The sequence below is a fragment of the Streptomonospora arabica genome (assembly GCF_039531585.1).
GTDB lineage: Bacteria > Actinomycetota > Actinomycetes > Streptosporangiales > Streptosporangiaceae > Streptomonospora > Streptomonospora halophila.
In genome coordinates, this window is record NZ_BAAAQI010000001.1 from 199,321 (window position 1) to 223,346 (window position 24,026).

A 24,026-nucleotide genomic window follows, 5' to 3' on the forward strand; every position below is an offset into this window, starting at 1 on the left:
GCTGTCTCTCCCGCTCTGAGCGGAGAGCGGGAGAGACAGCGCGGGCTAACGCACGTGGATGGGTTTGAGCAGGTGCCGGAAGGCCAGCGGATCGCTCAGATCGGCGTAGTCCTCGGTGAACAGCACCGCTCCGGTCTCGGTGTCGGGCAGGTGCAGCCGCACGCCCGGGCCGGCAACCGTCTCCAGAGCATCCGTCAGGAACTCGGGTTTGAAATGCATCCGGGGGGCCCACCCGTGCCGGTGATCTCGGCGGGAACTGGCGGTGTGGCCACCTGCTCGCCGTGCCCCGACAGCGCCGGCGAGAGCCGGACCGCGCCGTCGTCGACGTCCAGGGTCACGGGCTGGTGTTTGTCGCCTTTGGCGGCCAGCACCGCGGCGGCGCGCTGAACCTGGGTGAGTGCGTCGTTCTGGTCGAGGACGGACGCGGTGGTAGTCGGGAAACTCGGCGTCGATGCAGTGCACGACCATGCTGATGTCGCCGCAGTCCAGCGAGACCAGCCGAGGCGAGCTGTCGCGGGGACCGATGCCGATGGCCACCGTCGCTGCGCGCAGCCGTCGCAGGATCCGCGCCAGCGGGTAGCCGGGGACCAGCGCGCCGCCCGTTGTGGTGCACGCGGCTGCGGGGATCTCGGTGTGGGTGGGTACGTGGGCGACGCCCAGCCGGTAGCGGTCGGTGGCGGACAGGACGAGTCCGACCGGTAGGGCCTCGAACTGGACGCCGGCCGCCTGCGGCCACACGTCGTTGTCCTCGATGGTGTACAGAACACGCCCGGCCTCGGCGCTGAAGCGGGACAGGTCCATGTGGGCCACGGGTGCCGGGGACTCGGGCAGGGCCGGGTACTCCTGCACGGCATGCGACTGGAGCGGCATGGTGGCCCCGGCCAGCTCCACCGTCGGCGCGCCCGTGCTGTCGGCGGTGATCGTGGCCGTCATGCGGTCGGCCTCGCGTTTGGGCGTTCCCTTGACCAGCGCGTTGACAGTCTTGGTGCAGTCGTCGTGGTTGAGCAGGATCGAGCCGGGCCCGCTGGCGGCATCGGGGATGCGCACCGCAACGGCGGTGCGTCCGTCGAAGGCGCGCACGTGCAGGCAGCCCTCGGCGTCGCCGTCCAGCATGATCCCGCCCGGGACGGGCTCGGGATGGGTTGGGACGGCCAGCGCGACTGTGGTCAGTGCCTCCGTCAGCGCTGCGCGGGGCAGTTCGAAGCGGACGGTGTCCGGCTCGGTCGTGGTGGAAGTGGAGGTAACGGCGGTCATCGCGGTGTCTCCTCTCGCGAATCGCGGCAGTTCGGATCGCAACGTGGTGGTGGCCGCGGGCCGGCCGGTTCCCGGCCGGCCCGCGGGTGTGGAGGGGCCGGTCAGTCGCGGCGCAGTGCGGCCGAGCGTCCGGCCTCCAGCACGTAGGTACCGGGGTGCAGCCCGCGCAGCGGCACGTGCGGGCCGGGTTCGCCCGGATAGGGAACGTGCATCACCAGGCATCCGGCGAGTTCGCCGGGCGCGTCCGCGGGCACGCGCCGAATGGTCAGCTCGAACTGGCCGCGGGGATCGCCCACCGAGACCGCAAGGGTGATCGCATCAGCGTCGGCGTCGGCGGTGATGCCGGCGTGGTTGCACCAGCCCAGCGGGATGGTTTCGGGATCGTGGGGCCCGTCGCCGTCGTCAGGATCGTCGTCGGTGGCCGGTTCGAAGGCGCGGCAGCGGGATTCGCCCCTCTCGTCTTCCCAACCGTCGGCACCCGCGGCCAACTCGCTTCCGCACGCGCGGCAGCGGTACTGCGCCCCGCAGCCGTCGGGGTCGAATTCCCATTGCACGGATTCGGCGTCGTCCTCAGTCAGCGCGGCCGGCTGGCCGTCGATGGTCACAGCAGCAAGCATGATCACACCTCCCGTTACGCGGGATGGGGGCAGGAATCCGGAAACGCAAGGGGCCCGGGCGGGTGCGGACAGCGCGGCGCCGACCGCACCCGCCCGGGCGGGTGCTCAGACGACCAGGAACCCCACGCGGCCCGTGGCGCAGCACGGGCAGGCGACGGTGTCGCCGTCGTGATCCTCGGTGTCGTCGAAGTCGAAAGCGTCGGCGTCGCTGGCGTACTCGGGCTGGAAGTGCCAGGAACCGCCGTCGGCTTCCCAGCGGCCGCCGCAGGCGTCGCAGCCGGCCAGGCAGGTCGACGCGAGGAATCCCTCTTGCTCGACCAGCCACATGAACAGCAGATCGTCACTCATGCCCGGTTCGTCGCCCGTGGCGTCGAGCCCGGTAGCGCCGACGTAGGTCATGGCGAAATCGCCGACCATGCCCACCAGGTAGGTGCCGGTGCCCACGACGGGCGTGCGGTCGGTGATGGTCCAGCGGTCGGCATAGCCCAACCGGGCACCGGTCCAGCGGTAGGCGACGGTGACGACGGCGAACGGGCGCAGCACCCGAACGGCGGTCAGAACGCGTCCCTCGTTCAGGTAGGACGTGCCGACGCCTTCACTGAACACGTCGAAGGTCTCGACCAGCCCCGCGCGCTCCATAGCGGCCAAAACCCCGGATTCGTCCCGGTCGGCGACGTCGGGCCAGTCGTCGCCGGCGTCGGGTCCCGGGCGGAAGTCGTCGTCATCGACGCGCACGAACGGGGCGACGGCGAACGCCGCATCCGCAGTGCCGACGCCGCAGAGGGACGCTTGCAGGATGCGGTCAAGCTTGGCGCCGCGCCGCGCGTTACCCGACGCGAGAACGGCGCTCAGAGTTTCGCGCGCGTCGACGGTAAGCGAGTACCGCGCGACATCAACATCCATGATTGTCATGGAAGACATCTCCTAAGAGATTCGGTGTTGGGTGCGGCCAGCTTCCGGGGTTGCTGTCCCTTTCACTGACACCTACAATTCTAGTTGCCCAACCGGAGAATTGAAAGGATCCACAGGCATCGATTCCGGGCACACCGACCCCGGAAATTAGGGAGGCCAGGCCGACACCAACCGAGAAGACATCAAAAAGAGGAACTGGAAACCCAAGCAAGAAGAACTTGAAAACGAAAACCGGATGTTCTTACGGATCATAAAATCCGACGCAGCAGAATGATCCCCACACGCCTCCCAACAAACACCAGGGAGCCATACAACCAGCCATCACAACAACCGCCCGACACCATCAATTTGCAGCCGCGCCAGCGGCACTAGTCCGGGGGTGCGCTGGTGGGGGCGGCACAGCTCGTGACCTGGCCTTTTGCTGCTTGTTCCCCCCGCCAGCCAGGACGGCGGGGGGTGTGGCGGGGGGTGTGGCTCCCCCAAAAAATTCGTACAAACGCCGGGCGCCCTCGACCTCTGCGGATGGGAATCTAAAGGGCGGGGACACTGATGCAGCTCCCCACAACACACCGATGATGCGAAGCGGCCAGCGACGGCGAATTCCCTACGAGGGCGTCACGTCGACCGCTACAGGGGACACACAAACTCCCAGGAGGCGAATCTGAAACAGCACTCCACCCTGAGTGCATATACGTCCTATGAGGAATGGCGCGCGGATGCGCTATTTCTGGCCACTCTACTTCGAGGCTCGTTGATGCGCCTGGTGGATTTTCAGGCGCGGTTTCCGATGTTTTTCACCAGTTCCCGGATCGTGGCGTCGGGTTGGGCATCGATCTCGGCCATAGCTGTTTTGTAGGTGCGAAACGCCTGAAGGGCGGCCGTGCTGTCGTCGTGGTCCAGGTGGGCGCGGATGAGGACGCGCTGCGCCTCGGTGTGGCGCGGGTCGATGGCGGCGGCTCGGGCCAGGAGCGGGCGCGGGTCATCGGCCGCGCCCGAGGCGGCACACGACAGCAGTGCGCCGATCAGGCGCCGGCGCAACTCCAGACGCAGGGGTTCAACCCAGGTGTAGTCGGCCTCGGCCGCCAGGTCGGTGAAGTCGGCGGCGGCCCGGTCAAGTCGCGCGCGGGCGCGGGCGTCGCCCGGGTCGGTTTCGGTTGCCGCGAGCAGCCCTTGCAGGTCCCACAGGTCCACGCGCACCGCCGCCGGGTTGAGCCGGTAGCGGCCGTTCTCGTGGAGGATGAGCTGGTCGCCGCCGACGGCGCTGCGCAGGGCGCTGATGGCGTCGTGGAAGCGGCGGTTGGCGCGATGGGTGGCCTCGCCGTGCCACATGTCCTCCACGGCGCGCTCCAACCGAGGGCCGTCGGGGTGGGCGGCGAGGTAGGCGGCGACCTCGAAGGCGGCGCGGCGCCGCAGCGCCACCGGGCCCGTGGCGGTGGTGAGGGTGATGGGGCCGAGCACCCGCAGGTCGGTGCGGTGGCGTCCGCGGGCGGGAAGGGCGGCGATCATTCCGGCGAGGGTGTCGGTGTCGGTGGCCGGCCAGTGGGCGCCGGTGAGGTGGTCCAGGTCGGTGTCGGTGGTGGTGAGGGTGTGATCGGCGTTCACCGTCACCGTCGCGCGCGGCCACCCGCCCAGCAGCAGGGCCGCGATACCGATCGTTCGCCCTTGGGCCAGGAGTGCGCGGAGTTCGGCCGTGTGGTCCGCATCAGGGCTGGCGATGAGGAGAACGGGGGTGGACGGGTGTGCGTCGGCGGTGGGCGGCGCCTCGTCGTCGCTGTCGGGGCGGGCCAGCAGTTCGGTGTGCAGCAGGGTGAGGGCGTGGCTCAGATCCGGTGTAAGGGTCAGTGCGGGGGTGTGGCGCTCCGCCAGTCGCGCGGTGGTCTGCGCTCCGAGCAGGTCGTCGGCGTCGCTGCGGGGGATGATCAGGCGCAGCGGTGCATCCTCGTTCGTGGTCAATGCGGGAGCGATCAGGCTGCGGGCGGCACCGGGGGCGCCGGGGCCGGTGATGCCCAGCCCGCCGGCGCTGAGGTCCACCACCGTGGCGGTTCCGAGTTCGGCAGCCGCCTGCTCGTCTGCCGTCTCGGGGCTGGTTTCCCGGTGTGGCTGGTTGGGGTGCGGGCGGCGCGGTGCTGCTGTGTGCGCGTGGCGGGCGGGTGTCGGGGGCGGGCCGGCGCGGCGGCGCCCCAGTGCGAATCCGGCGGCGACTCCACCTGCGGCCATGGAGGTCAGCAGGACCCCTCCGGGCAGCTTGACCACGATGACGGCCTGGTCGTCGCCGGTGAGCGCTGAGTTGTCGGCCTCTTGCTGGGGTGCCTCCTCCGCCGGTTTTGGCGAGGGTGTGTTCTGCGGCTCGTGTTCGGGGCCGGAGGCGCCCGGGGGCTGGGGCGGTCGCGGCTGGGGTTGCGGGGTGACGGTGTAGGTGATCTCGGCGCGGCGCTGGCTCGCCGCACCGGCCTCGTCCAAGGGCTGGGTTTCGCCTTCACCACGGGGCTCGATCGCGGGTGCGTCCTGGCCGAGCCGGTCGCGCAGGTACTCCGCGACGGCCTCGGCCCGCTCCTGGGAGAGCTGCTGGTTGTAAGCGGCATCGCCCGCCGCGTCGGTGTGGCCGGTGACGCGGACGGGCTGGTCGGGGACGGCGTGGGTGCGAATCATCGACACCGTCGGCGCCAACTCGGTCTTCATTTGCTCGGACAGGGCGGCGGAGTCGTAGCCGAAGCCGTCCACGACGCGTGCGCGCTCGATTGCCTGTTCCCCGCTTACCGGCAGGTCGCCGGGCTCCGCAGGAGTGGGCTGGGGCGAAGGTTCCGGGTCGGTGGTCGGGGCCTCGGTGACGGCGGCCGGAGCCGGTGTTGCGGCGTGGGCGGCGGCCGGAGTGGTCAGGCTCGCGCCGATCGCGGTAGCGGCGACCACCTGCAGCGGGCCCAGCGGGCGCAGCCGCGGGGCACGCCCCCGCACCCAGGCAGCAACTTCCGCGACGACTGCCACCAGGTAGAGAACCCATACCGCCCATAGCGCGAGGATGATCACGGCGGTGCCCAGCCCGGGCGGCAGATTGCCACCGCGCAGACGCGCCACTACCTCCGTCAGCGATGGGTCGAGAGCGGGCCACTCCAGGACGGCGAGGGCGACGTAGGGAAGACCGACCAGCAGGGCGAGGCTGAGGACCAGGGCGGTCACGCGACGGATGATCACGGCTACCTCGTATCCGGTTTCAGGGGGCGGTATGGGGCGCGGCGTTCGCGGTGGCCTTTAGTGGGCGCGTGCCGAATGGCAGCAGGTGGAAGGTGTAGTCCAGACGAGCGGTGACGGTGACCGTCGCCCCGTCGATGTGAACGCTGCCGTCGGCACCGGATTGGGCCAGGAATCTCTGGGCGGATTGCCGGGCGGCCGATGCGTTGAGGGTGGTGGGCTGCCCGGCGCGGTAGGAGGCCAGGTCGAGTTCCTGGGCGCCGGCGCGGGCCGCTTCCTGGGCCAGCGACAGGGCGCGGCTGCGTGTGGACAGCGCTGCCCCGCCTTCGGCCACCAACGCGAACAGCAGGATGAGGGCGAGGGTGATGATGACGACGAAGGCCGTCACCTGACCGCGGTCGTCCCGGGCGGGTGGGTGCTTCATGGCCGGCTCCGGTAGACGTCGACGACCGCGCTCGCCTGCCCGGTCACTTCCGAAGTAGCGGACAGCATGCCCAGCCCCGACAGGTCGCTAAGGTCGGCGTGGCAGGTCAGCCGCGCTTGGACCGTCGCTCCGGGCTGCAGCCCGGCGATGTCGAGATCCAGATGGTGCGAAGCACAGCTCAGCTCGTGCGTACGCAATGCGTTCTCAACCGCCCGATGGGCCGCAGTCTCCGCGGCGGCCGGGGTGCGTTGCAGGGTGGCCGCCCGCGCCGCCGTATGGGCCACCGCGTTGGCGGTGGTCTCCGCCGCGACGGTGCGGTAGGCCAGCACGGTCAGCAAGGCCAAGAGGATGAGCAGCGGGGTGAGCAGCGCCAGCTCCACCGTCGCGCTCCCCCGCTCGGCCCACCTCACCGCTGCTCACCTTCCAGGGGAACGATCCGTTCGACCGGCGCCTGTTGCTCCTGGGTGATGGGCCAGGAGAGGCCGGGGATCAGCGAGGGCACCTCGGCGCGAACCGTGACCCGCGCCGTCGCCGTGCCGCGTTCCACCTGGACGCGCACGTCGGTCAGAATCGCGCCGCCGAGCTGGTCGGCGGCCTGGCGCGCGGCGGCCTCTCCGTCGGCTTCGGTCGCGCCCGCCGCCCGTGTGGCGGCCAGAGCGTGGTGGGCGACGGTCTGGCTGATGTGGCCGGCGTGGGCCCACAGCGCGGTCTGGACGAACAGCATCACCAGCAGCAGAAGCAGCGGGGTGGCGATCGCCAGCTCCGCGCTGCCCCGATCACTGCGACGTCGCGGCAGGAGTCGGCGCACGGCTACTCCAACGTGATGGACTCGGCCTTACTCAGCACTGCGCCGCTGATCAGCGCCAGCGCCCCCAGAGCGAGGGTGGCCAGCAGCGCGATGACGAGGACGGCTTCAGTGGAATAGCCCGCATCCGAGCGCGAGGGGCCCGGGGTGAGGCGGCTTGCGAGGTAGGCGGTGAGACGGTTCAGGCGGCGCATCGGCGGCCTCCTCGGGGATCGAAATCCGCGAACTCGCGGGGCTTTCACAGGCTGGTGAGGATGAGGCTCAGCGCCGGGAACCCGATGAGAATCAGGAACCCGGCGAAAAGCACGACGACGGGCAGGCTCATGCGTTCGGTGGCCGCCTGAGCATCGGCGTCCATCGCGGCCAGGTGCTGGGTGCGCAGGCTCGTGGCTTTGGCGGCCAGGGAAGCGCGCACGCGGGCGCCGTCGGCCCCGGCCAGTTGCAGGCTGGCGGCCAGTTCGGCGAACTCGTCCAGGTCGTAGCGCTGTCCCAGCTCGCGCAATGCCTCCCACGGTGGGCGGTGCTGCACCGCGGCGGCCCGCAAGGCGGTGCGGATGCGGCGCAGGTCGGGGGCCGGGCTGGCGTGGGCGGCCTCGTCCAAGGCGCCGGTGACCCCGGCGCCGCCGGCCAACGCGACCACGACCAGGTCGGCGAAGGCGGCCACGGTGTGGCGCATCCTCGTGCGGCGCTTGGTGGCCTCGTCGCGCAGGGAGAGGTCGGGCGCCAGCCACAGCACCACCGCCAGCAGAGCCCACACCGCCACGCCGTACAGGCCCGCGACATCGACACCGAGCGCCAGCAAAACGGCGCCCAGAAGCGGCGGCAGACCGATCCCCAACACGGCGGCGGTGGACTTCTCCGCCAGGTAGCCAGCGGCGTCGCGCTCGCAGATCGCCAGGCGGGTGCGGGCGCGGTCGGTGGGCAACCCGAGTGCGGACAACACGGGAACACCGGCCGCACCCAGACGGGCGCTCCACCCGCCAGGGCGGACGGACTGGTCGCGTGGGGCGGGTGGTGGCGGGTCGGCCAGCAGTTCGACCAGTCGCGGGCCGGCGAAGCGCACCGCGAACACGATCCACACACCCGCGGCGAAAGCGGCGCCTCCGGCGACGCCGACAACCAGAGGGCTCATGAAGCGACCGCCCCCTTCTCGTTCGCGTGGGGGTCGAGGACACGCGGACCCAGGTCGCTGCGCGCCAGCCGCGCCAGCCACACCAGCGCCAGCGCCCACAACCCGCCGATCAGGACGAGGACGAGTTGGCCGAACGCACTGTCGTAGGGCTCCAGGTAGACCGGGTTGAACACCACCAGTCCGGCAGCTAGGGCCATCGTGACGGCGATGATGATGCGCATCGCGGTGCGCACCCGCGCCCGCCCGGCGGCCACCCGCACCAGCATCCCGGCCTGCTCGCGGGTCGCCTCCGCCAGGCGCGACAGCAGCGCCCCCAGATCGGCCGCGTGACTGCCGACCGCACTCGACAACGCGGCGGCCACCAGGTCCGCCGTCGGGGTATCCACCGCGTGTGCGAACGCGGCCAGCGCCCCGTGGGGATCGCGGCCGGTGCGCAGGTCGTCGGCCAGGCGCCCTACCGGTTCACGGATGGGTGCGGGGGCGATGGGGGCGGTAGCGGTGATGGCCTGCTGCAGCCCCGAGGCCCCGGCCATCAGGTCGCGCACCTGCTCACTCCAGGAGGCCACCGCCTCGATGCGCGCCACCCGCGCGGTGTGAGCCCGGTCGGGCCCCAGCAGGGCGGGCAGCCACCACACCCCGACCGCGAACAGCGCCACCGCGACCGGCCACCCGGTGAGTATCCATCCCGCGAGACCGGCGCCCCCGGCCGCACCCAGGCGCACAAGCCGGTTCCGCGAGCCCACCAGGCGACGCACACCGCCCCGGGCGCTGGCTGCGCGGGCGCCGACGGCCAGCAGGACCATCCATGCCCCGGCGCCCACCGCCAGCCCGCCGACGACGCCGGTGACGATCACGGTGGTGGTCACGTGGCCCACCCCCGTGCGTCGGTGGCGAGCAGGCGGGAGACGTCGAAGCCGTGCTCGGCCAACTCGTCGATGGTGTCGGGGCTGGGCGGCGCCGCCGGCAGCACCTCGCCGGTGCGGCTGCGGCGGTAGATCTCGTTGGAGGCCACCCGCTGGCCTTCGGCGCCGACCACCTCGCGCACGCTGGTCACCACCCGCTCACCCGTGGGGGTGGCCGAGATGTGCACGACCAGGTGCACCGCCGCCGCGACCAGCAGCGCGGTGGCCTCCAGGGGTAGTCGTTCGGCCGACTGTGCGGCGTAGGCGCCCAGCTTGGTGAAGGCGCCCGCTGAGGAGGCGGCGTGCAGGGTGGTCAGACTGCCGTCGTTGCCCTGACTCATGGCGTTGAGCAGCGGCACGGTTTCGGCGCCGCGGGTCTCGCCCACGATGACCCGGTCCGGCGACATACGCAGCGCCGAGCGCACCAGGTCGGCCACGGTGATCTCGCCGGCGCCCTCCACGTTGGGCGGGCGGGCATACAGTCCCACCGCGTCCGGGTGGGCCTCGCGGTCGCGGTGCAGGCCGAGTTCGGCTACGTCCTCGACGGTGACCAGGCGTTCCGATGATCCGACCTCGCTGGCCAAAGCACGCAACAAGGTGGTTTTGCCGGCGTTCGTCCCGCCGGAGACGACGATGTTGAACCGGGCCCGCACCGCCGCCGCCAACAGTTTCGTCAGCATGTCGTCGACAGTGCCTAGGCCACGCAGTTCGGCCAGGGTGGTGGTGCGGTAGCGGTGGCGCCGGATCGACACCGCCGGGGCGTGGGCCACGTCCATGACGGCGTTGAGGCGCGACCCGTCGGGCAGGGGCATGTCCAGGATCGGGGCGGCCGGGTCGAAGCGGCGTTCCCCGGCCGGGGACTCGGCGGCGATGCGCCGCACCAGCGCCACCAACTCCTCACCACCGGAAACCACGGGGGGCCGGTGTTCGCGGCTGCCGTCGGCGTAGCGCACCCACACCTCGGCCCCGGTGAGGTTGATGTTCTCGATCCGGGGGTCTTCCAGCAGTTCCTGCAGCGGCCCCAGCCCGCACACCCGGGCCACCGCCCGATGGGCCACCACCTGCTCGGCGGCACCGTCCAGGACCGGGCGGGCCTGGGAGAGCAGCCGTTGGGCGGCTTCGTCCAGCACCTGGCGCACCGTCTGCTGCGCGCGGCGCCGGTACTCCTCGCCTTCCAGCGGCGCGTCCTGATCGGCGATCGCGGCGCTGAGCCGGCGGGTGGCCTCACCGGCGACGAACCGCACCCACTCCGCCAGGACGGCATCGGCCGCGGCGTTGACGGTGACGGGCTCCTGATGACTCATCGGGCGCCCGCCTTCTCCGCCGGGGTCAGTGGTGTGGTGTGGGCGAGGCGTTCGGCCAGATGGCGGGCCGAGCGCATGAGCGGGCGGCGATACGGGCGCGGAGGCTGGGCGTGTCCGCGCAGGAACGCCGCCGACCGGGCATCGGCGGGCACCCGCTGCAGCACCGGCACCCCGAGCGCCTCGTGCACCTGGCCTGCGGCCGTTGCAGTGCCGGTGATGACTAGTCCCAAATGCGCCACCGCCTCACGCAGTGCGGGCAAGCTGCCCTGGGCGCGTTTGAGCTGGGCCAGGTCATCGCCCACCACCAGCAGTGCGGTATCGGCCGATGCCACCAAACTCGCCGCAGGCGTGCGGGGCGCCACCCGGCCCGCATCCACCACCGTCACCACACCATCAGCCCGCAGAACCGCCGGATGGCCCGCCAGCAGGCGCACGGCCCCCGCCGCACTATCAGTCAGCAGCGGAGCCACACACACCCGCTGCCCGCCCGCCAGCACCTGGCTGCAGCCCAGCACCACCGGCGCAGCGGCGCCGTCGGCGAAGGGTGCGTCTGTGCGAGCGGCGGCGGCCAACTCCACGAGCCCTGGCGAGACGGGCAGGCGCCGCCAGGCGGCGATATCGCCTCCGGCGGCGTCGGCCTCCACCATCACGGTGGGCACCGGCTTGGGCCACGCGGCGGCCACCGCCAGCGCCAGGGTGGTCACCCCGGGGGCGCCGCCCAGCGAGAACAGCACGACGGTGGCCATCACCTTTCACCTCCGGCGACCTCGACCACGGTCAGCGCATCGGCCGAGGCCGCCCGCGCCACCACCTCCGCATCGGAGGCGTCCACCACCAACTCCACGCGCGTGGCCTGCCGACCGCTGCCTTCGCCGGGCGGGGTCACCGTCTGCACCCGCGCCGAGATCGGCTCCGCCGGTGGCGGTGGGGCAGGCGTGCCCTGAGCGCCTGCGGAAGCGTCCTCACCGGAGGGGGTCTGATCGTCGATGGTCGCGGAAACCGTGATGACCAGGGCCACCTGCGCGCCGGCCTGCAAGGAGGAGGGGACCTGATTGCCGGCGAGACTCGCACCGACGACCGCTTCATCCGCATTCGGGTGCTCCGCCCCGGTGCCCACATCCCCCGGAGCGATCAGAGCGTTCTTACCGATGGGCGTCTGAACGGTCTGCCCGACAAGGCTCCCGAGGCGGCCCGCCGGAATCGCAGCCACCTCTTCGCCGCCCGCGATTTCGACTACTTGCAGATCGTCTTGGGCCAGTACGTGCCCGGCCGGAAGGTCCTGGGCCGCGGCCACCATGCCGCTGCGCTGGTCGACCTGGCCCAGTGCGGCGGCTACCGCTGCGGCGCCCAGTGCCATCAGCGCCGCGCCCAGGGCCAGCCATCGCCACCGGCGCGGTCCGGCCCCCAGCAGCCGCTGCGGCGCGGCTGCTTCGTTCTTCTTGTGCTCGGTCCTTTCCGCTGTTGCTGCCATCCGGCCCCCTTGCCGGTGTGTCGTTGCCTATCCGGTCGGTTCCACCAATCCGTGGGACTCCACAACATCCACCTCGGCGGCGGCGCTGGTCACCAGCGGGTCCAGTTCCCCGCCGCCGTCGGTCGATTCCCAGGTCACCTCCCAGGTGACCTCCACACCCAGGTCGTAAGTACCGTCGGGCTCGCCCATCGATGCGCGGGTGTAGGTGTGGCCGCACTCGGGCGAGGCCGCCGCCGGATCGTGGCGCCCGGCCACGTAGGGCACTCCGGGGCCCTCGCAGGTGACCGTGGTCCCGTCGCCCATCGACCAGCGCGCGCTGGTGGGGGTGGCGGTCACCGACACCGACCCGCCCGGAACCTCGGCCTGCGCCGATTCCGGGCTCCAGGTCTCCTCGTCGATCCACAGCCACACCGGAACCTGCACCAGCACCGGCTGACCCAGCGCCGGCGAAGCCGCGATCCCCGGCTGCGGCAGCTCAAGCGCGTCGCGGGCGTCATCCGCCACATCGATCGGAGCTTCCGCCACGACCGCCTCGTCACCCAGATCGGCCTCGGTCAGGGTCGTCTCGCACTCCTGCTGGCCGAGTGCGACCTCTTCGCAGTTGGGCTCAGCCTCGACGGGAGCCGTCGAACCACCGCCTGCGCCGCCGGAAGCGCTCCCACCACCGCTTTCCTCACCTGCCTGCGGTGCAGCGCCCGGGGCCTCCTGGCCCGACTCGGCGTCGGCTTCGCAACCGAAGGCATCACAATGGGCGTTGCCCTCGAAGTAGTCGGGATCGGCCCACGCGGTAGAGGTGCCGGCGAGTAGCGCCGTTGCTGTCAAGCACCCCACAGCTACAGCACGCACCGGGCTTAACATGAGCCGATCTGCCCAAGGAGGAGTTCGGAGACTTTCCAGGTAATCCCGTCTTTCTGGACGACGGCTTCAGCCTGGCGGCGGAGCGGTTCTTCCTTCTTTTCATCGATCAATTCGCCGGTTTCGGCATCCTCCTGCAGCCATGCGGTGGTGTCCACGCAGTCGCTGATCTCGGCCGTGCCGTCCTCGACGTCGACTGCGGTGACTTCGGGAGAATGCGAGGGCTGACCGCGCGCGATGACCCCGTCCGCGGCCCGCTCTTCGAGGTTGCTCTGGGCGAACTCCAGTGCCTGACCGGTCGCGTAGGGCTCCAATGCCGTGACGTCGGGATCACTGCTGTGGGACTGCTCAGCGATGACGTCCCACATGCTGTTGTAGGCATCGAGAGCTTGATCGTCGGCGGATGCAGACGGCGACGATTGAGTCGCCGATGGCGGGGCGGACGGTGTCGCGGGCGCGTTCCCCGACGGTGTGCAGCCTGCCAGCACAAGAGCTGTCAGCATCCCGCCGCACGCAGCGGCCACTTCCCGAGCAAGAGCCATCGGTCACCCCGTGAATGGAGCTTGTTCCCGTCCGAATCGGACTCCCGAGAGTAATACGCCCGTCACGCACACCTAAAGCGATTTTCTGGCCGCCAGTGAGGGATAAGCCGACACTCACCGAAAGGTAAGCCTGATTCGCGCGTGAATCAGCGCCTACGTCCGCCTTTGGTGATCATTTTCTCTAGTGAGCCCGCCTTATCGGCGCAGCAATCGGACACAGCCAACGATCACGATCCCGTGTCACGATGGTGTGGACGCTCCGCCTTGGCGGTGGAGCGGTGGCGACGCGCTCCCAACAGCCCGGTCTCCCCCAACACCTGCTCGACCGTGGCCGCCAGGGTGCTCTCCTCGCCGATCACCACCTCATCCAATCCGGGCACCAGGTCGTGGGCGACGTACCACGCACGCATCTCGTCTTCACCGAACTCGGCGGCCTGCGGGCGCGTGGCGTGTCGTCGCATGCTCCCGGCGAAACTCACATCGAGGTAGAAGCAGTCGCTGAGCCCGCGGTGATCGTCGCGCAGCGTACGCAGCATGTCGCCGTAGCGGGCGGCATGGAGGATGCCTTCGACGATGACGTGATAACCGTGGTCGAGCGCGTAGCGCGCCGTGACGTCGATCAGCCCGATGTTGGCCCCACCGGGCACGTCCTTCTCGCGCAAGACGACGCGGCGCAGGTTGTCCTGCGCGACGACAGCGATCCCGCGCCCGTAGCGTCGGCGCAGTTCGGCCGCGACCGTGCTCTTGCCCGCGGCGGAGTTGCCGCGCAAGACGATCAGCCGTGTCACGGTCGCACCGGTGGCGGTACGCACGGAGACCAACGTAGCGAACGCAGGACCTCGGCCTGTCGTATATCAGGCAAGGGCGCTGGTGGCCTGGGCTCCACTTGCTGCGGTACCTGTGCCCGGCTGCGGTTGGGGCGCCGGATGGCAGGCTGGTGCGCGTGCAGCATGCCCAGCCCGCCTCCCCCGATCCGCGGGATCACGACTGGCGTATCGCGCCCGCGGAATACGCAAGCCACGAGGCCCGGCGCGGACGCCGGTATGCCTACGAGGAACTGGATCCGCGGAGGACCGCGCTGGTCGTGGTCGAGATGGTCGCGTTCTTCGTCGCCGACGACGGCTACTGCCGCGGCATCGTACGCCGGATCGAACAGCTCGCCCAGGGCCTACGGGCTATCGGCGGAACGGTGGTGTGGGTGCTGCCTGAGGCTGGGGCGCGACCGTCGCAATGGGCGGTGGGCTTCTACGGTGCGCAGATGGCCGCGGCCTATGCCCGCGCGGGCGGCGACGGCCCCGTTGAAGCGCGGCTGTGGTCCGGGCTGCGGCCGCGGCCCGGCGACCTGTGGGCCGAGAAGTCCGCGCCCAGCGCCTTCTTCCCCGGCCGCTCGCCGGTTCCCGACCTGCTGGCCGCACGCGGAGTGGACACGGTGCTGATCGCCGGGACGGTGACCGGGGTGTGCTGCGAATCCTCGGCGCGCGACGCGAGCACGCTGGGCTACCGGGTGGTTCTGGTCGCCGACGCCACAGCGGGCGGAACCGATGAGGCCCACAACGCATCCTTGCGCTCGGTCTACCGCTCCTTCGGCGACGTCCGGCCCACCGCCGACATACTCCGCCTGCTGAAAACCCGACCACCGATAACGTGACGAACGCCGGCTCGGCGGCAGCCATCACCGAGTGCAGATGTCCTCGATGACAGCGGGTTCTGCCTCGCCTCCTTACGCCGCGTCCGCCTGGGCTTGCTCACCAGCGTGGACGAGCAGGGCCCACACCGACCGTCCTCCGCAGGGACAAGCTGTGTCGCCCCAGGCATAGGCGGTGGCGTCGATCAGAAGCAGTCCGCGCCCCTCGGCTTCATCGCCGTCAGGGACACGCACGCGCGGAGAGGTCGGCGCACTTGACCGTGGTCCGGCGTCGGCGACCTCGATGAAGCATCCGCACACCAGGGGCGCGACGGTGAAGCCGATTGTGCCGTCCGGCAGGCCACTGCGCGAGTGGAGATAGGCGTTGGTGACCAACTCCGAGGCGATGAGCTGGGCCTCGGAAAGGAGCGGGTTGTTCGGCCCCAGGGCCGAAGTCACGTACTCACGCGCTTCGCGGGCGGCTTCTGGGGTGCCGGGCAGGCGGTACTGCGGAGGTCGGTCGTCGGTATAGGGGGGACGCAATGCGCCGATGCGGGTCCTCATCGCTCTCACCTCAGAGCAGTCGCAGGACAGAGATACAACTCGGGGGTTCCCGTAGAGTTGAGTCTGGCGTGAGAACAAGCACAACGCAACACTCATAATGAGAATCTCATACAGTGATTTGCATTAAGTTGTCGCGCAGATGCCGTATACGCAAGACTGAGAGGAGCGTCCGATCCCCAGTTGGAGGAGGCTCTGTGTCCGCAGGCAGCCCCATGGTTGCCCGTCTCGGTCTCGCGAACTTCCTGCGCGAGAGCCGCGGCAGCAGCTCGGCGGTGCAAGCCGCCGCCGTGGCCGGCTTCTCCAAGGCCACACTCAGCCGCGTCGAACGCGGTGAGACGACGATCTCACCAGGTGATGCGAAAGTGCTCATGGAGCACTACGGCGTTGCCGCCGACACCATCGAGTCGATCCTCCCGCTGGCTTACGCTGCCAAAGAAGCCGGCTGGTGGCAGCGATACAAGGGCGCTGTTCCCGACTGGTTCAGCCTGTTCATCGGCGTGGAGACCGCTGCTCATCGCATCCGCACCTACGAGCCCGAGTGGGTGCCCGGCATCCTGCAGACGCCGGACTACGCGCAAAGCCTGATCGAGAAGGACGTCAGCGCGCCAAGTCCCGACGACGTGCAGGAAGGCGTGAATCTGCGCCAGCGCCGCCAGGAGAAGCTCACCGGCACCGCACCAGCCGATCTGGGAGCCGTCGTAAGCGAAGCCGCGCTATATCGCGTCGTCGGCGGTTCCCGCGTACACCGCGAGCAACTCCAGCACTTGCTGTCGCTCAGCGAACGGACGAACGTAGACCTGCGCGTCCTACCGTTCACCGCCGGCAGCCACGCCGCCAGCTACGGCTCATTCGTGATCCTGGACTACACCGTCGTACAGACGGAGTACGCGCTGGTCTATGTCGAATATTGCGGTGGAGCGATCTACCTCGAACACGAGAAGGAAGTCGACCTCCACACCCACACGTTCGCCAGCCTGCAGGCGGACGCGGCATCCACCGAAACGACAAGGGAGCTGATCACCCGTGCGCTGCGATCGGCCGCATGACGCCCCGGAGCACCACCCTGGAAACCCCGAGTTCCCGGCTGCGACTTCAGCGGACGGCTATAGTCCGGCTGGTCAGGCCCACCTGACGTGGTACGTCTCCACCTATACGGGCGGACAGGGCAATTGCGTCCAGGTCGCCGACCTTCCCGCAGGCGCCCGCGCCGTGCGCGACAGCAAACACACGGGGGAAGGGGCGCTGGACTTCCCGTCCGCTGAGTGGACAGCCTTCCTTGCATCCGCACGCCGCCACGGCATGTAGCCCGATTGGCTGTTTCCGCTGCGCAGAGCCGATCCCATCGGTGAAGTGAGGCGTCACTCCCGGCACCGGCGACCTCGTCGATGCTCCCTCGCTTCGACTCGACAACAAGAAGCGGTGGATCGACGGCCCTCTACTGCCGGGCATTCACTTCCAGGATCGCTCCGCGTGCGGAGTGAGCGAGAGCGCTCTGAGTTCGGCTGGGCAGTCCGATCCGGTTCCAGTGAAAGATCACGTGGTAGGCCAATACCTCGCGCAGACCGCGGTGCAAACGCCCGTGACGGGACGCTTGCCCCAGGGTCGTGCCCAGCTCTCGAAATGCTGAAGTCCACATGGTCGCGTGCTGCGCGGCATCGCCCGTGGTGAACAACGAATCGATCTTTTCCGCTTGCGTACGCAGGATTGCTTCCAACTGCGCCGTCATCGGCTGTAGTCGGGCCGGAGACACATCGTCCGGGAGAGGGCGCTCCGCGCAGACGCGGTGCCATACGTCCCCTTGTTCGAACCATTCCAGTCCGGCAGCTCGCAGCATGACCGTGCACAGCAGTGTCGACAACTCTCGGGGACCGAGGGCGTAGTCGACCGTGCCACGGGAGTGGTGGAGTATCGATCGGCTGTCGACGTGGAAGAGCCGGTGCGCCGCGCACATGGCGTCGGCCCCTCCGAACGCGGTGGTTTCCGGCTCGTAAAGGCCATGCCACCAGTCCGCGATGTGTCCGGCGGCGGCCAACTCGTCCAGGCCCGCCGCAAGAGTCGACTCCACCCGCTGTCTCGGGCGGATCCGCAGCCGCCACTCCGGATACTTCCGGATGAACCACCATTGTGCTCCGGCGGCCTCGGCATCGGAAAGCAGCGGCAGCAAATGAGCGGCTGCTGCGGTCTCGGCGTCGTGCCAATCGGAGAAGCTGAGGTAGATCTGCCACCAGTCGGTGTCGGCGTCTTGGCGCAGAGCGGCGCGACCGGCCCGGTCGTAGAGTTCGACGGCGGCGGCCAGTTCCCGCGGGGCTATCGAGACCAAGGAAGCGGCCTCCTCCAGCGACGCGCCGCTGAGAACCTGCACTACAGCATCGGCGAGGCGCTCCGCCCCTTGTACGTCAGCCGAATCGCGCGCGAGCAGGCCGGCGTTCAGTCGATCAGCAGGCATGAGTCCCATCCGGTCGTCGGTGCGGTGTCGGTTGCCGCGGTCATCAGCGCCAGCGCGGTTCCGGCGCGACCTTCGAGGAATCCCGATGCGGGGGTAGCGCGATCGGCGCGGCTGGTGAGTTGGTGGGCCATCGTCGGCAACAGGGCACGCAGCCGGGGATCGGAGGCGTCCCGGGCGGCGCGCCACGCTGTCTGATAGGCGCCACCCCAGCCGTGGCAGAGTCCGGCATCAGTGAGTCGAGCGGTCTGCGCGGAATCGGCCAGGCAGTCGGCCAGAGCGTTTTCGGCCATGCGTTGTCGGGAGGGATCGTCGGTGGCGATCGCGGCGACTTGTTGGGCGCGGGCGATGCCAGGAGTCCCGTAGCACCAGCTCGGTCGTGCGGGTACGGCTTGTTGGCAGAGACCGGAGCGAAGCTCCGCAAGCGAGAGCTGTTCGGGCCACCAGGCGCCGGTGCGGTGATCGCGCTGCCAGGTGTCGAGGTGGTGACAGATGGTCTCGACGGCTTCACGGTGGCCTTCGACGCTGTGGCCGCGGCGCAGTGCTTGGCTCAGCAGCAGGAGTGGGCCCGCGATGCCGTGTGCGGCACCGTGGTTGGCGTGTCCGTGAGCGAAGAGCGAAGAGTAGCTGCGGTGCGGGTCGTGGTGTACCCACCAGCCCGGCACCTCGGTACCGTCGACGCGCAGCGGGCGCGTCAACCGGACGAGATAGTCCAGGATGCGGCCGAGCGCGCTGTTGCCGGGGTCGCAGCGAAGGAGTTGGGCGGCGATGCCGGTGAGGCCGTAGAACACGTCGTACTCCGCGAACCCGCATGTCTTCCCCCGGTCGATGCGGTCCATGGCGGCGCTCACGCGCCGGTGGGCCGATGCGGCGACTGCTTGGTCGAGGCGCCGCCAGGCGCGTGCGTATCGGGGTGCCGGTCCGGTAGCGGCCAAGGCGGCGGCCAGCGCCGGGGCGCCGAGAAAGAGGCCAGTGTTGTCGGCGGCGCTGATCTCTCCGGATGCGGCGGCCGTGATCCAGGCGTGGGCGGTCTCCCAGTCGCCGTCGCCGGTGCGGGCGCGTTCGATGTGCAGGAGTGCACCACCGACGTGTCCCTCGGCGAGGGAATGGGCCCGCCAAGGTTCGGCCGGGTCCAGCGGCGGCGGGTGGTGCAGTGCGGCGGCGATGCGTGCCGCCGTGTGGGGCGCACCGGCCGCCGCGTCGCTGCGGATCGGCGCGCTCATGATCCGCTCACTTCAGCCGTGTAGCGAAGCGCGCAGGCGCGGGCGAGACGGAGGACGACGGCTTCATGTTCGGGGTACGGATTCACGGCGCGCCGGTGGTGCAGGTGCAGCAGCGAAGGCAGGAGCCGCAGCGGCTCCCGCTCTGGGACGAGCTGGGCACGATAGGCGGCCAGCGTTTCAGCGCGCTGACGCCAGGCCTGGGCGACTTCGGTGCCGGCGCGCCGTTTCGTGAGACCGGAGTACGTCCCGTACGGATCGGCCAGTTCCAAGGTCTGGTCGCGTTGATGCCGTTCCACTGAACCGGGCGTGTAGGGAAGATCGCTCACCAGCCAGCGCAGTCCGGCCTCGGGGGTGGATGCGAGGTCGCAGACAAGGGCGACCATGCTCGCCGCCGCCAACGCCGCGGGGTCGCTGCCGGCGATCGCGGCCATGGGGATCTGCGCGAGGGCGGCCCTGGTGTCGGCGGCGAACACCTGCTCGGCTGCTTCTCTCGCCGCCCCCGCCCCATAGCGGCCGTTGTGAGGACGGTAGGTCTCCAACGTCAGGTCTGAGGCCAGGCGGTCCCGGTTCAGCGAGTCCGCCCAGGCCTGTAGGCGTGCCGCTGACGTGCCGTACTCCGCCGCGCATGGCAAGCGGACGTGGATCGACAGATCAGGCCCGAATTCGGGGTGCATTGGGTCGCGATCGCGTGTGAACCACCAGCAGCGGGGATCACCGAGGTCGCCGAGCAGGTCAGGAAGGCGGTCGGTGAGGATCTCGTCGAATCGGTCGGGGTGGGCCTGTAGGCGGGCCCGCAGTGTTGGGGAGGCGCCGGGAAGCTCTGGGGCTTCCGCCATAGTGGGCGGTCCTCCGAGCACGGTCCGGGGGTGCTTCCCGGGGGGCTGCTCCAGGTTGAGGGGCAGCAGGATCTCGTGCGGCCGACCGATCCAGGAGAGATCGCTGCCGGTCGGTGCCTCACGCAGTTCCAGGCGGCCGGTCGCGGTAAGGCGGCGCCGCAGCAGCAGACGGTGGAAGGGATGGGACAGGTCGAGTGGCAGGTGCTGCTCGTGCTCGACCACCGTGACGCGCTCGGGCGCCCGCCAACGCTGCATCCAGTCCCGCAGCCCCGCCTCCCACTCGGCTGTGCTGGCGTCGTGGCGGGACAGGTCGCTATCCGACAGCAGCCACCGCGCGGGTGACAGGATCGTTCGCCGGCAACGGATACGTGGAAGGTAGGGAAGTTTCGCGGCCGCACCGAGGTCAAGCGGTCCGTACACGGCGCAACGGGCCGTCGGTATCTCCGCGAGGAAGCGCGCCAGGGGCGGCGTCTGGTTTCCCGCTTCCAGCGCGTGTGTGGTCCGGGTTTCGATGGGCGCCCCGGTGGAGCGCTGAATGAGCCAGAACCGGCGGGCATCCGCCGTGACGGCCAGATCGGCCACACCGATCGCGGTCTCGGATGATGACCTGTGCTCGGCCAGGGAAGTCACGACGGGAAGGAGCTGCGGCGTGCGGGCGACGTTGGCGTTGCGGCATCGGCGTGGGGTGAACGACAACTGCGCGGCCACGGCGTCGGTGGTTTCGTAGGTGGCTGCCAGGTCGGCGGCGTCCTTGTCGCTGAGCAGGTGGGCGAAGCGCCCGGCCATGCTGCTGGCTGGGCGGGGCGTCCCGGTGACGACCAAGCGGAAGTCGCCGCGGTTCACGGCCGCCGTGCTGGAAGCGTGGACTTGCGCGCAGATCTCGATGCGCGAGGCGAAGCGGAGATCGGCAGTATCGGCACCGGACAGCTTTTCCAGGTCATCATCAGCAAGGGCGATCTCGTCGCGTTGGTCGACCATGGCCGTCTGAATGAGCGCGAGGAGGGTGGCGTCGCGCTCGTGGCGTTCGGCAGGGCTGGGTTCCCGGGCCGAAGCCAAGTAGGTGGTCGGAAAGCCGAGCCCGCTGTCCGCGACCAGTTCGGTGACCGGGACCAGGGCTCCGGGTCCGTAGCGCTGTCGGAAGCGGTGGTGGTATTCGCGCCAGTGCGGCGCGCCGAAGGGATAGACCGACAGGCGGGAAAGGACCGCGGCCGCCTGCTGAGCCTCCTCCACGACTGGCGCGGGTAGCCGCAGGTCGCAGTCAAGGGCCGTGTCGACCATGAGTGGTGTGGAGGAGGCGTCGTTGAGCGTCGTCATTCGGCGCTGCACGCGGCTCGGTGACGTAGCCGGTGCGGTGGAGGGTTCCGCTAGCAGGGCGTCGAGGTCGTAGAGCTCGCGCACCTCCTCGGCGATCTCGCCGAGATGGTGCGCCCGGGCGTGCTGCAACTCCTCACACAGGTAGCCGAGCGCGTCTGTACAGGTCATCGGCGCCCACAGGCTGGAGATGAGCAGGTTCTGCGCCAACAGGCCCTGAAGCAGGCCGTCAAGCTGATGAGTGGAAGCGTCGGGGAACGAGGCACTCAGGTGCGCGTGCAGGCGCTCATAGGAGATCGGTGACCGCGCGGCCTCCAACGCCGTCACCGTGGGACGAGTCGCCCGCACCGAGACCTCAATGGGCGCGGCCAACTCGTCGGTAGGTCCCGCCGGCGCCCCTTGAACGACCAAGCGGACCCCGCGAGCATGCACAGTGTCATTGGAGACGACCGACAGACGCTGCCGCAGCGGTTCGCACTCTTCCAGACGGGTGATGACACCCGACAGCCATGCGCCATCGGCACGCATCGACCGCCGATGGTGGTCGCCCCAGCGCAACTCCGCGGTCTCCCCCACACTCACCGCAGCGATGCCCGCGAACTCCCCGAACGGAGTCGAGCGTTGCTGCCAGCGAAGCAGGTAGGACGCGACCGATACCGCGGTCTTGACGATCTGGCGCGGCTTCCGTCGACGCCCGGAAACGACTGCCTCGACCTGTCGGCACAGCACCGGGCTCGCCGTTTCCAGGCCCACACGCACGTCCTCGCGGCCCCAGACTTCGCCTAACCACGCGCCGAGACCTTCGGGATCGTCGGCCGGGTCGCCCAGGCGGGGCAACTCCAGGCCACCTGGATCGGTAGAGGCGCGGAGCTGAGCGCCGCCCCGCGACCGGTAGTCCGGCACGTCGAAGACCATGCTGCACTCTCCCTTCACGAGACGGGGCAGCCGCCCCGGTTCGGAAACCGGGCGCGCTGCCCCTGAGCCGTTGTCGACCTCCCGGAGTGTCAGAAGGGGTCGCCCGTGAAGGACACGCAGGCCGACGCATTGGTCTGGCAGGTCTGGCCGCAGCCGTCGCCGGTGTTGCACTGCAGCTTGCCGTTGGGGTGGGCGGCCAGTACCACCCGGACGTCGAGTTCGAACTCGTCGTCGTTCAGAGGGGGCTCGGCCAATGCCGTCGCGGTTGCGGATCCGTCCATGGTGATCACGCTCCTTGCGTCTCTACTGGGTGGGTGAGTCGGCGGATGTGCCCGCGGGTGGCCAGGTGAGGACTACGCGGGAGTGGCGCTTGTCGATGACCTGGGGGCCGGGAAGGTCCGCGTCGGGAGTGTCGGCCGGCACGACCTCGATGCGCGGTCCGGGGCCGCCGCGCTGCTGGGTGTTCCAGGCGTGTACGAGATCGACCAGTTCCGCGGCGAGGTGGCTGCGGCGAGGCCCGAGCGCGTGCACACCGAATTCGGCTGTGGCGCCGTCGACGTTGCGGCGGGTGGTGACGTAGCCGAAGGTGTCGCCGGTCGCGGTATCGACGGCAGCCATCGCGAACGAACGGTTGGCAGGCGCCACCAGACCGGTGTCCAAGTCCGGGTCGACAGCCATGATGCAGAAGCCCGGCAAGTAGGTGGCGAGGTACATGGGCAGGGATTCGATCAGCTCGTGTCGACCGACGCTGACACCGGTCCAGGCCTCTTCGCGCGGGCTACGCACCGCGTTGTCGAGGCGGCTCGGCTCGATCGGCAAGCCGTCGTCGAAGCGCAGCCCGATCTCGTCAGTGCCGTTGACCAGCAGGAGCTGCTCACGGTGGGCACCCGACCCCTGCATCGGCACGAATCCGCACACCAGTGCGGAATCGCTGACGAGGCGGTCTCCGCGGTTCTCGAATCCGATCGAGCGGGTGAGTCCGCGCATCCGAAGCGGGACGATCAGGCGGCCCTTCTCCGTCAACTGCTCCCGCCACGCGGGTGGGATGTCCCAGGCGCCGGCGGTGACGAGGATGCGGTCGAAGAGGGCTCGGCTCGGCACGCCGCTTTCACCGTCAGCGGTGAGCACCCGGACCTGGGAGTATCCGGCCTCGGCCAAGAGCTGTGCGGCGCGGGCGGTCACCTGCGAGTCGATGTCGATGGTGGTGACGTCGCCTTCGGGGCCGACGAGTTCGGCGATGAGGGCTGCGTTGTAACCACCGGACCCGATTTCCAGGACCCGCATGCCCGGTTCCAGGCGCGCCTGCTCCAGCATCATCGCCTGGATCTGCGGAGCCGAGACCGAACTCATGGGGATCCCGTGCTCATCGCTCTTGGTGATGACCGCCGCGTAAGTGCTGTAGATCTCCTCCAGGTTGTTGTCGGGGGCGAATGCGTGCCGCTCGACGCGGCGCATTACGTCCTCGATCTGGGGCGTAGTGATCGTGCCGCCTTCAACGAGTTCGTCGACAACCTGGGCACGTAGCTGCTTCGCCCACTCGGAATCGGTCATACTTCTCTTTCTTGCGCACTTGTCGCAGTTGGGAACTGATCGTGACGGGAGCTTCTCCATCGCACGGCCTTCGCGCCCGAGTTTTCCTGTTCAGGCACACATCGCCCGAGAAGGTGTTCGAGACGGCCTGTCCCGCCTCCGCTTCCAGAGATACC

At 69.8% G+C, this 24,026-nt stretch carries 25 protein-coding genes; 3 read left to right on the top strand and 22 right to left on the bottom strand.

Annotated elements, in window-relative coordinates; all coding sequences use genetic code 11:
• Positions 1–45: 45 nt before the first annotated feature.
• The 16 genes from ABD284_RS00870 to ABD284_RS00945 all read right to left on the bottom strand — a co-directional run bounded on the left by ABD284_RS00870 (position 46) and on the right by ABD284_RS00945 (position 14,216).
• The gene (locus ABD284_RS00870; protein WP_344139781.1) at positions 46–1,254 is read right to left on the bottom strand and encodes a hypothetical protein; all 1,209 of its coding nucleotides are present in this window, start codon (positions 1,252–1,254) and stop codon (positions 46–48) included.
• A 101-nt stretch (positions 1,255–1,355) separates the two neighbouring features.
• The gene (locus ABD284_RS00875; RefSeq protein ID WP_344139784.1) at positions 1,356–1,871 is read right to left on the bottom strand and encodes a hypothetical protein; all 516 of its coding nucleotides are present in this window, start codon (positions 1,869–1,871) and stop codon (positions 1,356–1,358) included.
• Between the two features lie 105 nt (positions 1,872–1,976).
• Positions 1,977–2,783 (bottom strand): hypothetical protein, encoded by an 807-nt coding sequence (locus ABD284_RS00880; RefSeq protein WP_344139786.1) that lies wholly within the window; start codon positions 2,781–2,783, stop codon positions 1,977–1,979.
• 771 nt (positions 2,784–3,554) lie between these two features.
• Entirely contained in the window at positions 3,555–5,957 is a 2,403-nt protein-coding gene (locus ABD284_RS00885) for an OmpA family protein (RefSeq protein ID WP_344139789.1), read from the bottom strand.
• 34 nt (positions 5,958–5,991) lie between these two features.
• Complete coding sequence (locus tag ABD284_RS00890; RefSeq protein WP_344139792.1) at positions 5,992–6,393, bottom strand: TadE/TadG family type IV pilus assembly protein; 402 nt, start codon at positions 6,391–6,393, stop codon at positions 5,992–5,994.
• Complete coding sequence (locus ABD284_RS00895) at positions 6,390–6,773, bottom strand: TadE/TadG family type IV pilus assembly protein (protein ID WP_344139795.1); 384 nt, start codon at positions 6,771–6,773, stop codon at positions 6,390–6,392. The genes ABD284_RS00890 and ABD284_RS00895 overlap by 4 nt, the downstream gene beginning before the upstream one ends.
• Before the next feature lie 26 nt (positions 6,774–6,799).
• Positions 6,800–7,201, bottom strand: coding sequence for a pilus assembly protein (locus tag ABD284_RS00900; RefSeq protein WP_344139801.1), 402 nt, complete (start codon positions 7,199–7,201; stop codon positions 6,800–6,802).
• 2 nt (positions 7,202–7,203) lie between these two features.
• Positions 7,204–7,392, bottom strand: a complete 189-nt coding sequence (locus tag ABD284_RS00905) for a hypothetical protein (protein ID WP_344139804.1) — start codon at positions 7,390–7,392, stop codon at positions 7,204–7,206.
• 44 nt (positions 7,393–7,436) lie between these two features.
• Entirely contained in the window at positions 7,437–8,330 is an 894-nt protein-coding gene (locus ABD284_RS00910) for a type II secretion system F family protein (protein ID WP_344139807.1), read from the bottom strand.
• On the bottom strand, positions 8,327–9,205 hold the full coding sequence (locus ABD284_RS00915; protein WP_386699129.1) for a type II secretion system F family protein: 879 nt from the start codon (positions 9,203–9,205) through the stop codon (positions 8,327–8,329). The genes ABD284_RS00910 and ABD284_RS00915 overlap by 4 nt, the downstream gene beginning before the upstream one ends.
• The gene (locus ABD284_RS00920; RefSeq protein WP_344139813.1) at positions 9,193–10,536 is read right to left on the bottom strand and encodes a TadA family conjugal transfer-associated ATPase; all 1,344 of its coding nucleotides are present in this window, start codon (positions 10,534–10,536) and stop codon (positions 9,193–9,195) included. The genes ABD284_RS00915 and ABD284_RS00920 overlap by 13 nt, the downstream gene beginning before the upstream one ends.
• Complete coding sequence (locus ABD284_RS00925) at positions 10,533–11,282, bottom strand: CpaE-like family protein (protein ID WP_344139816.1); 750 nt, start codon at positions 11,280–11,282, stop codon at positions 10,533–10,535. Before ABD284_RS00925 ends, ABD284_RS00920 begins: the two co-directional genes overlap by 4 nt.
• The gene (locus ABD284_RS00930; protein ID WP_344139819.1) at positions 11,282–12,007 is read right to left on the bottom strand and encodes an SAF domain-containing protein; all 726 of its coding nucleotides are present in this window, start codon (positions 12,005–12,007) and stop codon (positions 11,282–11,284) included. The genes ABD284_RS00925 and ABD284_RS00930 overlap by 1 nt, the downstream gene beginning before the upstream one ends.
• A 27-nt stretch (positions 12,008–12,034) precedes the next feature.
• A complete protein-coding gene (locus ABD284_RS00935; protein WP_344139822.1) occupies positions 12,035–12,829 on the bottom strand; it encodes a hypothetical protein in 795 nt (264 codons plus the stop codon).
• A gap of 29 nt (positions 12,830–12,858) precedes the next feature.
• Positions 12,859–13,365, bottom strand: coding sequence for a hypothetical protein (locus ABD284_RS00940; RefSeq protein ID WP_344139825.1), 507 nt, complete (start codon positions 13,363–13,365; stop codon positions 12,859–12,861).
• Positions 13,366–13,631: 266 nt separating this feature from the next.
• Positions 13,632–14,216: a kinase gene (locus ABD284_RS00945; protein ID WP_344139828.1), complete on the bottom strand. Its 585-nt coding sequence runs from the start codon at positions 14,214–14,216 to the stop codon at positions 13,632–13,634.
• A 131-nt stretch (positions 14,217–14,347) separates the two neighbouring features.
• Between ABD284_RS00945 and ABD284_RS00950 the strand changes: the two genes are divergently transcribed.
• Entirely contained in the window at positions 14,348–15,052 is a 705-nt protein-coding gene (locus tag ABD284_RS00950; RefSeq protein ID WP_344139831.1) for an isochorismatase family protein, read from the top strand.
• A 72-nt stretch (positions 15,053–15,124) separates the two neighbouring features.
• Here the strand turns inward: ABD284_RS00950 and ABD284_RS00955 are convergent, their stop codons facing one another.
• Positions 15,125–15,592 (bottom strand): ATP-binding protein, encoded by a 468-nt coding sequence (locus ABD284_RS00955; protein WP_344139834.1) that lies wholly within the window; start codon positions 15,590–15,592, stop codon positions 15,125–15,127.
• Between the two features lie 194 nt (positions 15,593–15,786).
• Between ABD284_RS00955 and ABD284_RS00960 the strand changes: the two genes are divergently transcribed.
• The gene (locus tag ABD284_RS00960) at positions 15,787–16,638 is read left to right on the top strand and encodes a DUF5753 domain-containing protein (RefSeq protein WP_344139836.1); all 852 of its coding nucleotides are present in this window, start codon (positions 15,787–15,789) and stop codon (positions 16,636–16,638) included.
• Positions 16,616–16,897 (top strand): DUF397 domain-containing protein, encoded by a 282-nt coding sequence (locus ABD284_RS00965; RefSeq protein WP_344139839.1) that lies wholly within the window; start codon positions 16,616–16,618, stop codon positions 16,895–16,897. Before ABD284_RS00960 ends, ABD284_RS00965 begins: the two co-directional genes overlap by 23 nt.
• Before the next feature lie 130 nt (positions 16,898–17,027).
• On the opposite strand, the gene ABD284_RS00970 is transcribed toward ABD284_RS00965, so the two are convergent.
• From ABD284_RS00970 to fxlM, 5 genes are all read right to left on the bottom strand, one after another.
• Positions 17,028–18,047 (bottom strand): thiopeptide-type bacteriocin biosynthesis protein, encoded by a 1,020-nt coding sequence (locus ABD284_RS00970; protein WP_344139842.1) that lies wholly within the window; start codon positions 18,045–18,047, stop codon positions 17,028–17,030.
• Positions 18,020–19,258 (bottom strand): lanthionine synthetase C family protein, encoded by a 1,239-nt coding sequence (locus ABD284_RS00975; RefSeq protein WP_344139845.1) that lies wholly within the window; start codon positions 19,256–19,258, stop codon positions 18,020–18,022. Before ABD284_RS00975 ends, ABD284_RS00970 begins: the two co-directional genes overlap by 28 nt.
• Positions 19,255–22,320, bottom strand: a complete 3,066-nt coding sequence (locus ABD284_RS00980) for a lantibiotic dehydratase (protein WP_344139848.1) — start codon at positions 22,318–22,320, stop codon at positions 19,255–19,257. Before ABD284_RS00980 ends, ABD284_RS00975 begins: the two co-directional genes overlap by 4 nt.
• A gap of 89 nt (positions 22,321–22,409) precedes the next feature.
• Entirely contained in the window at positions 22,410–22,601 is a 192-nt protein-coding gene (locus ABD284_RS00985) for an FxLD family lanthipeptide (RefSeq protein ID WP_344139851.1), read from the bottom strand.
• Between the two features lie 22 nt (positions 22,602–22,623).
• Positions 22,624–23,871, bottom strand: a complete 1,248-nt coding sequence (gene fxlM, locus ABD284_RS00990) for a methyltransferase, FxLD system (protein ID WP_344139854.1) — start codon at positions 23,869–23,871, stop codon at positions 22,624–22,626.
• Positions 23,872–24,026: the final 155 nt, after the last annotated feature.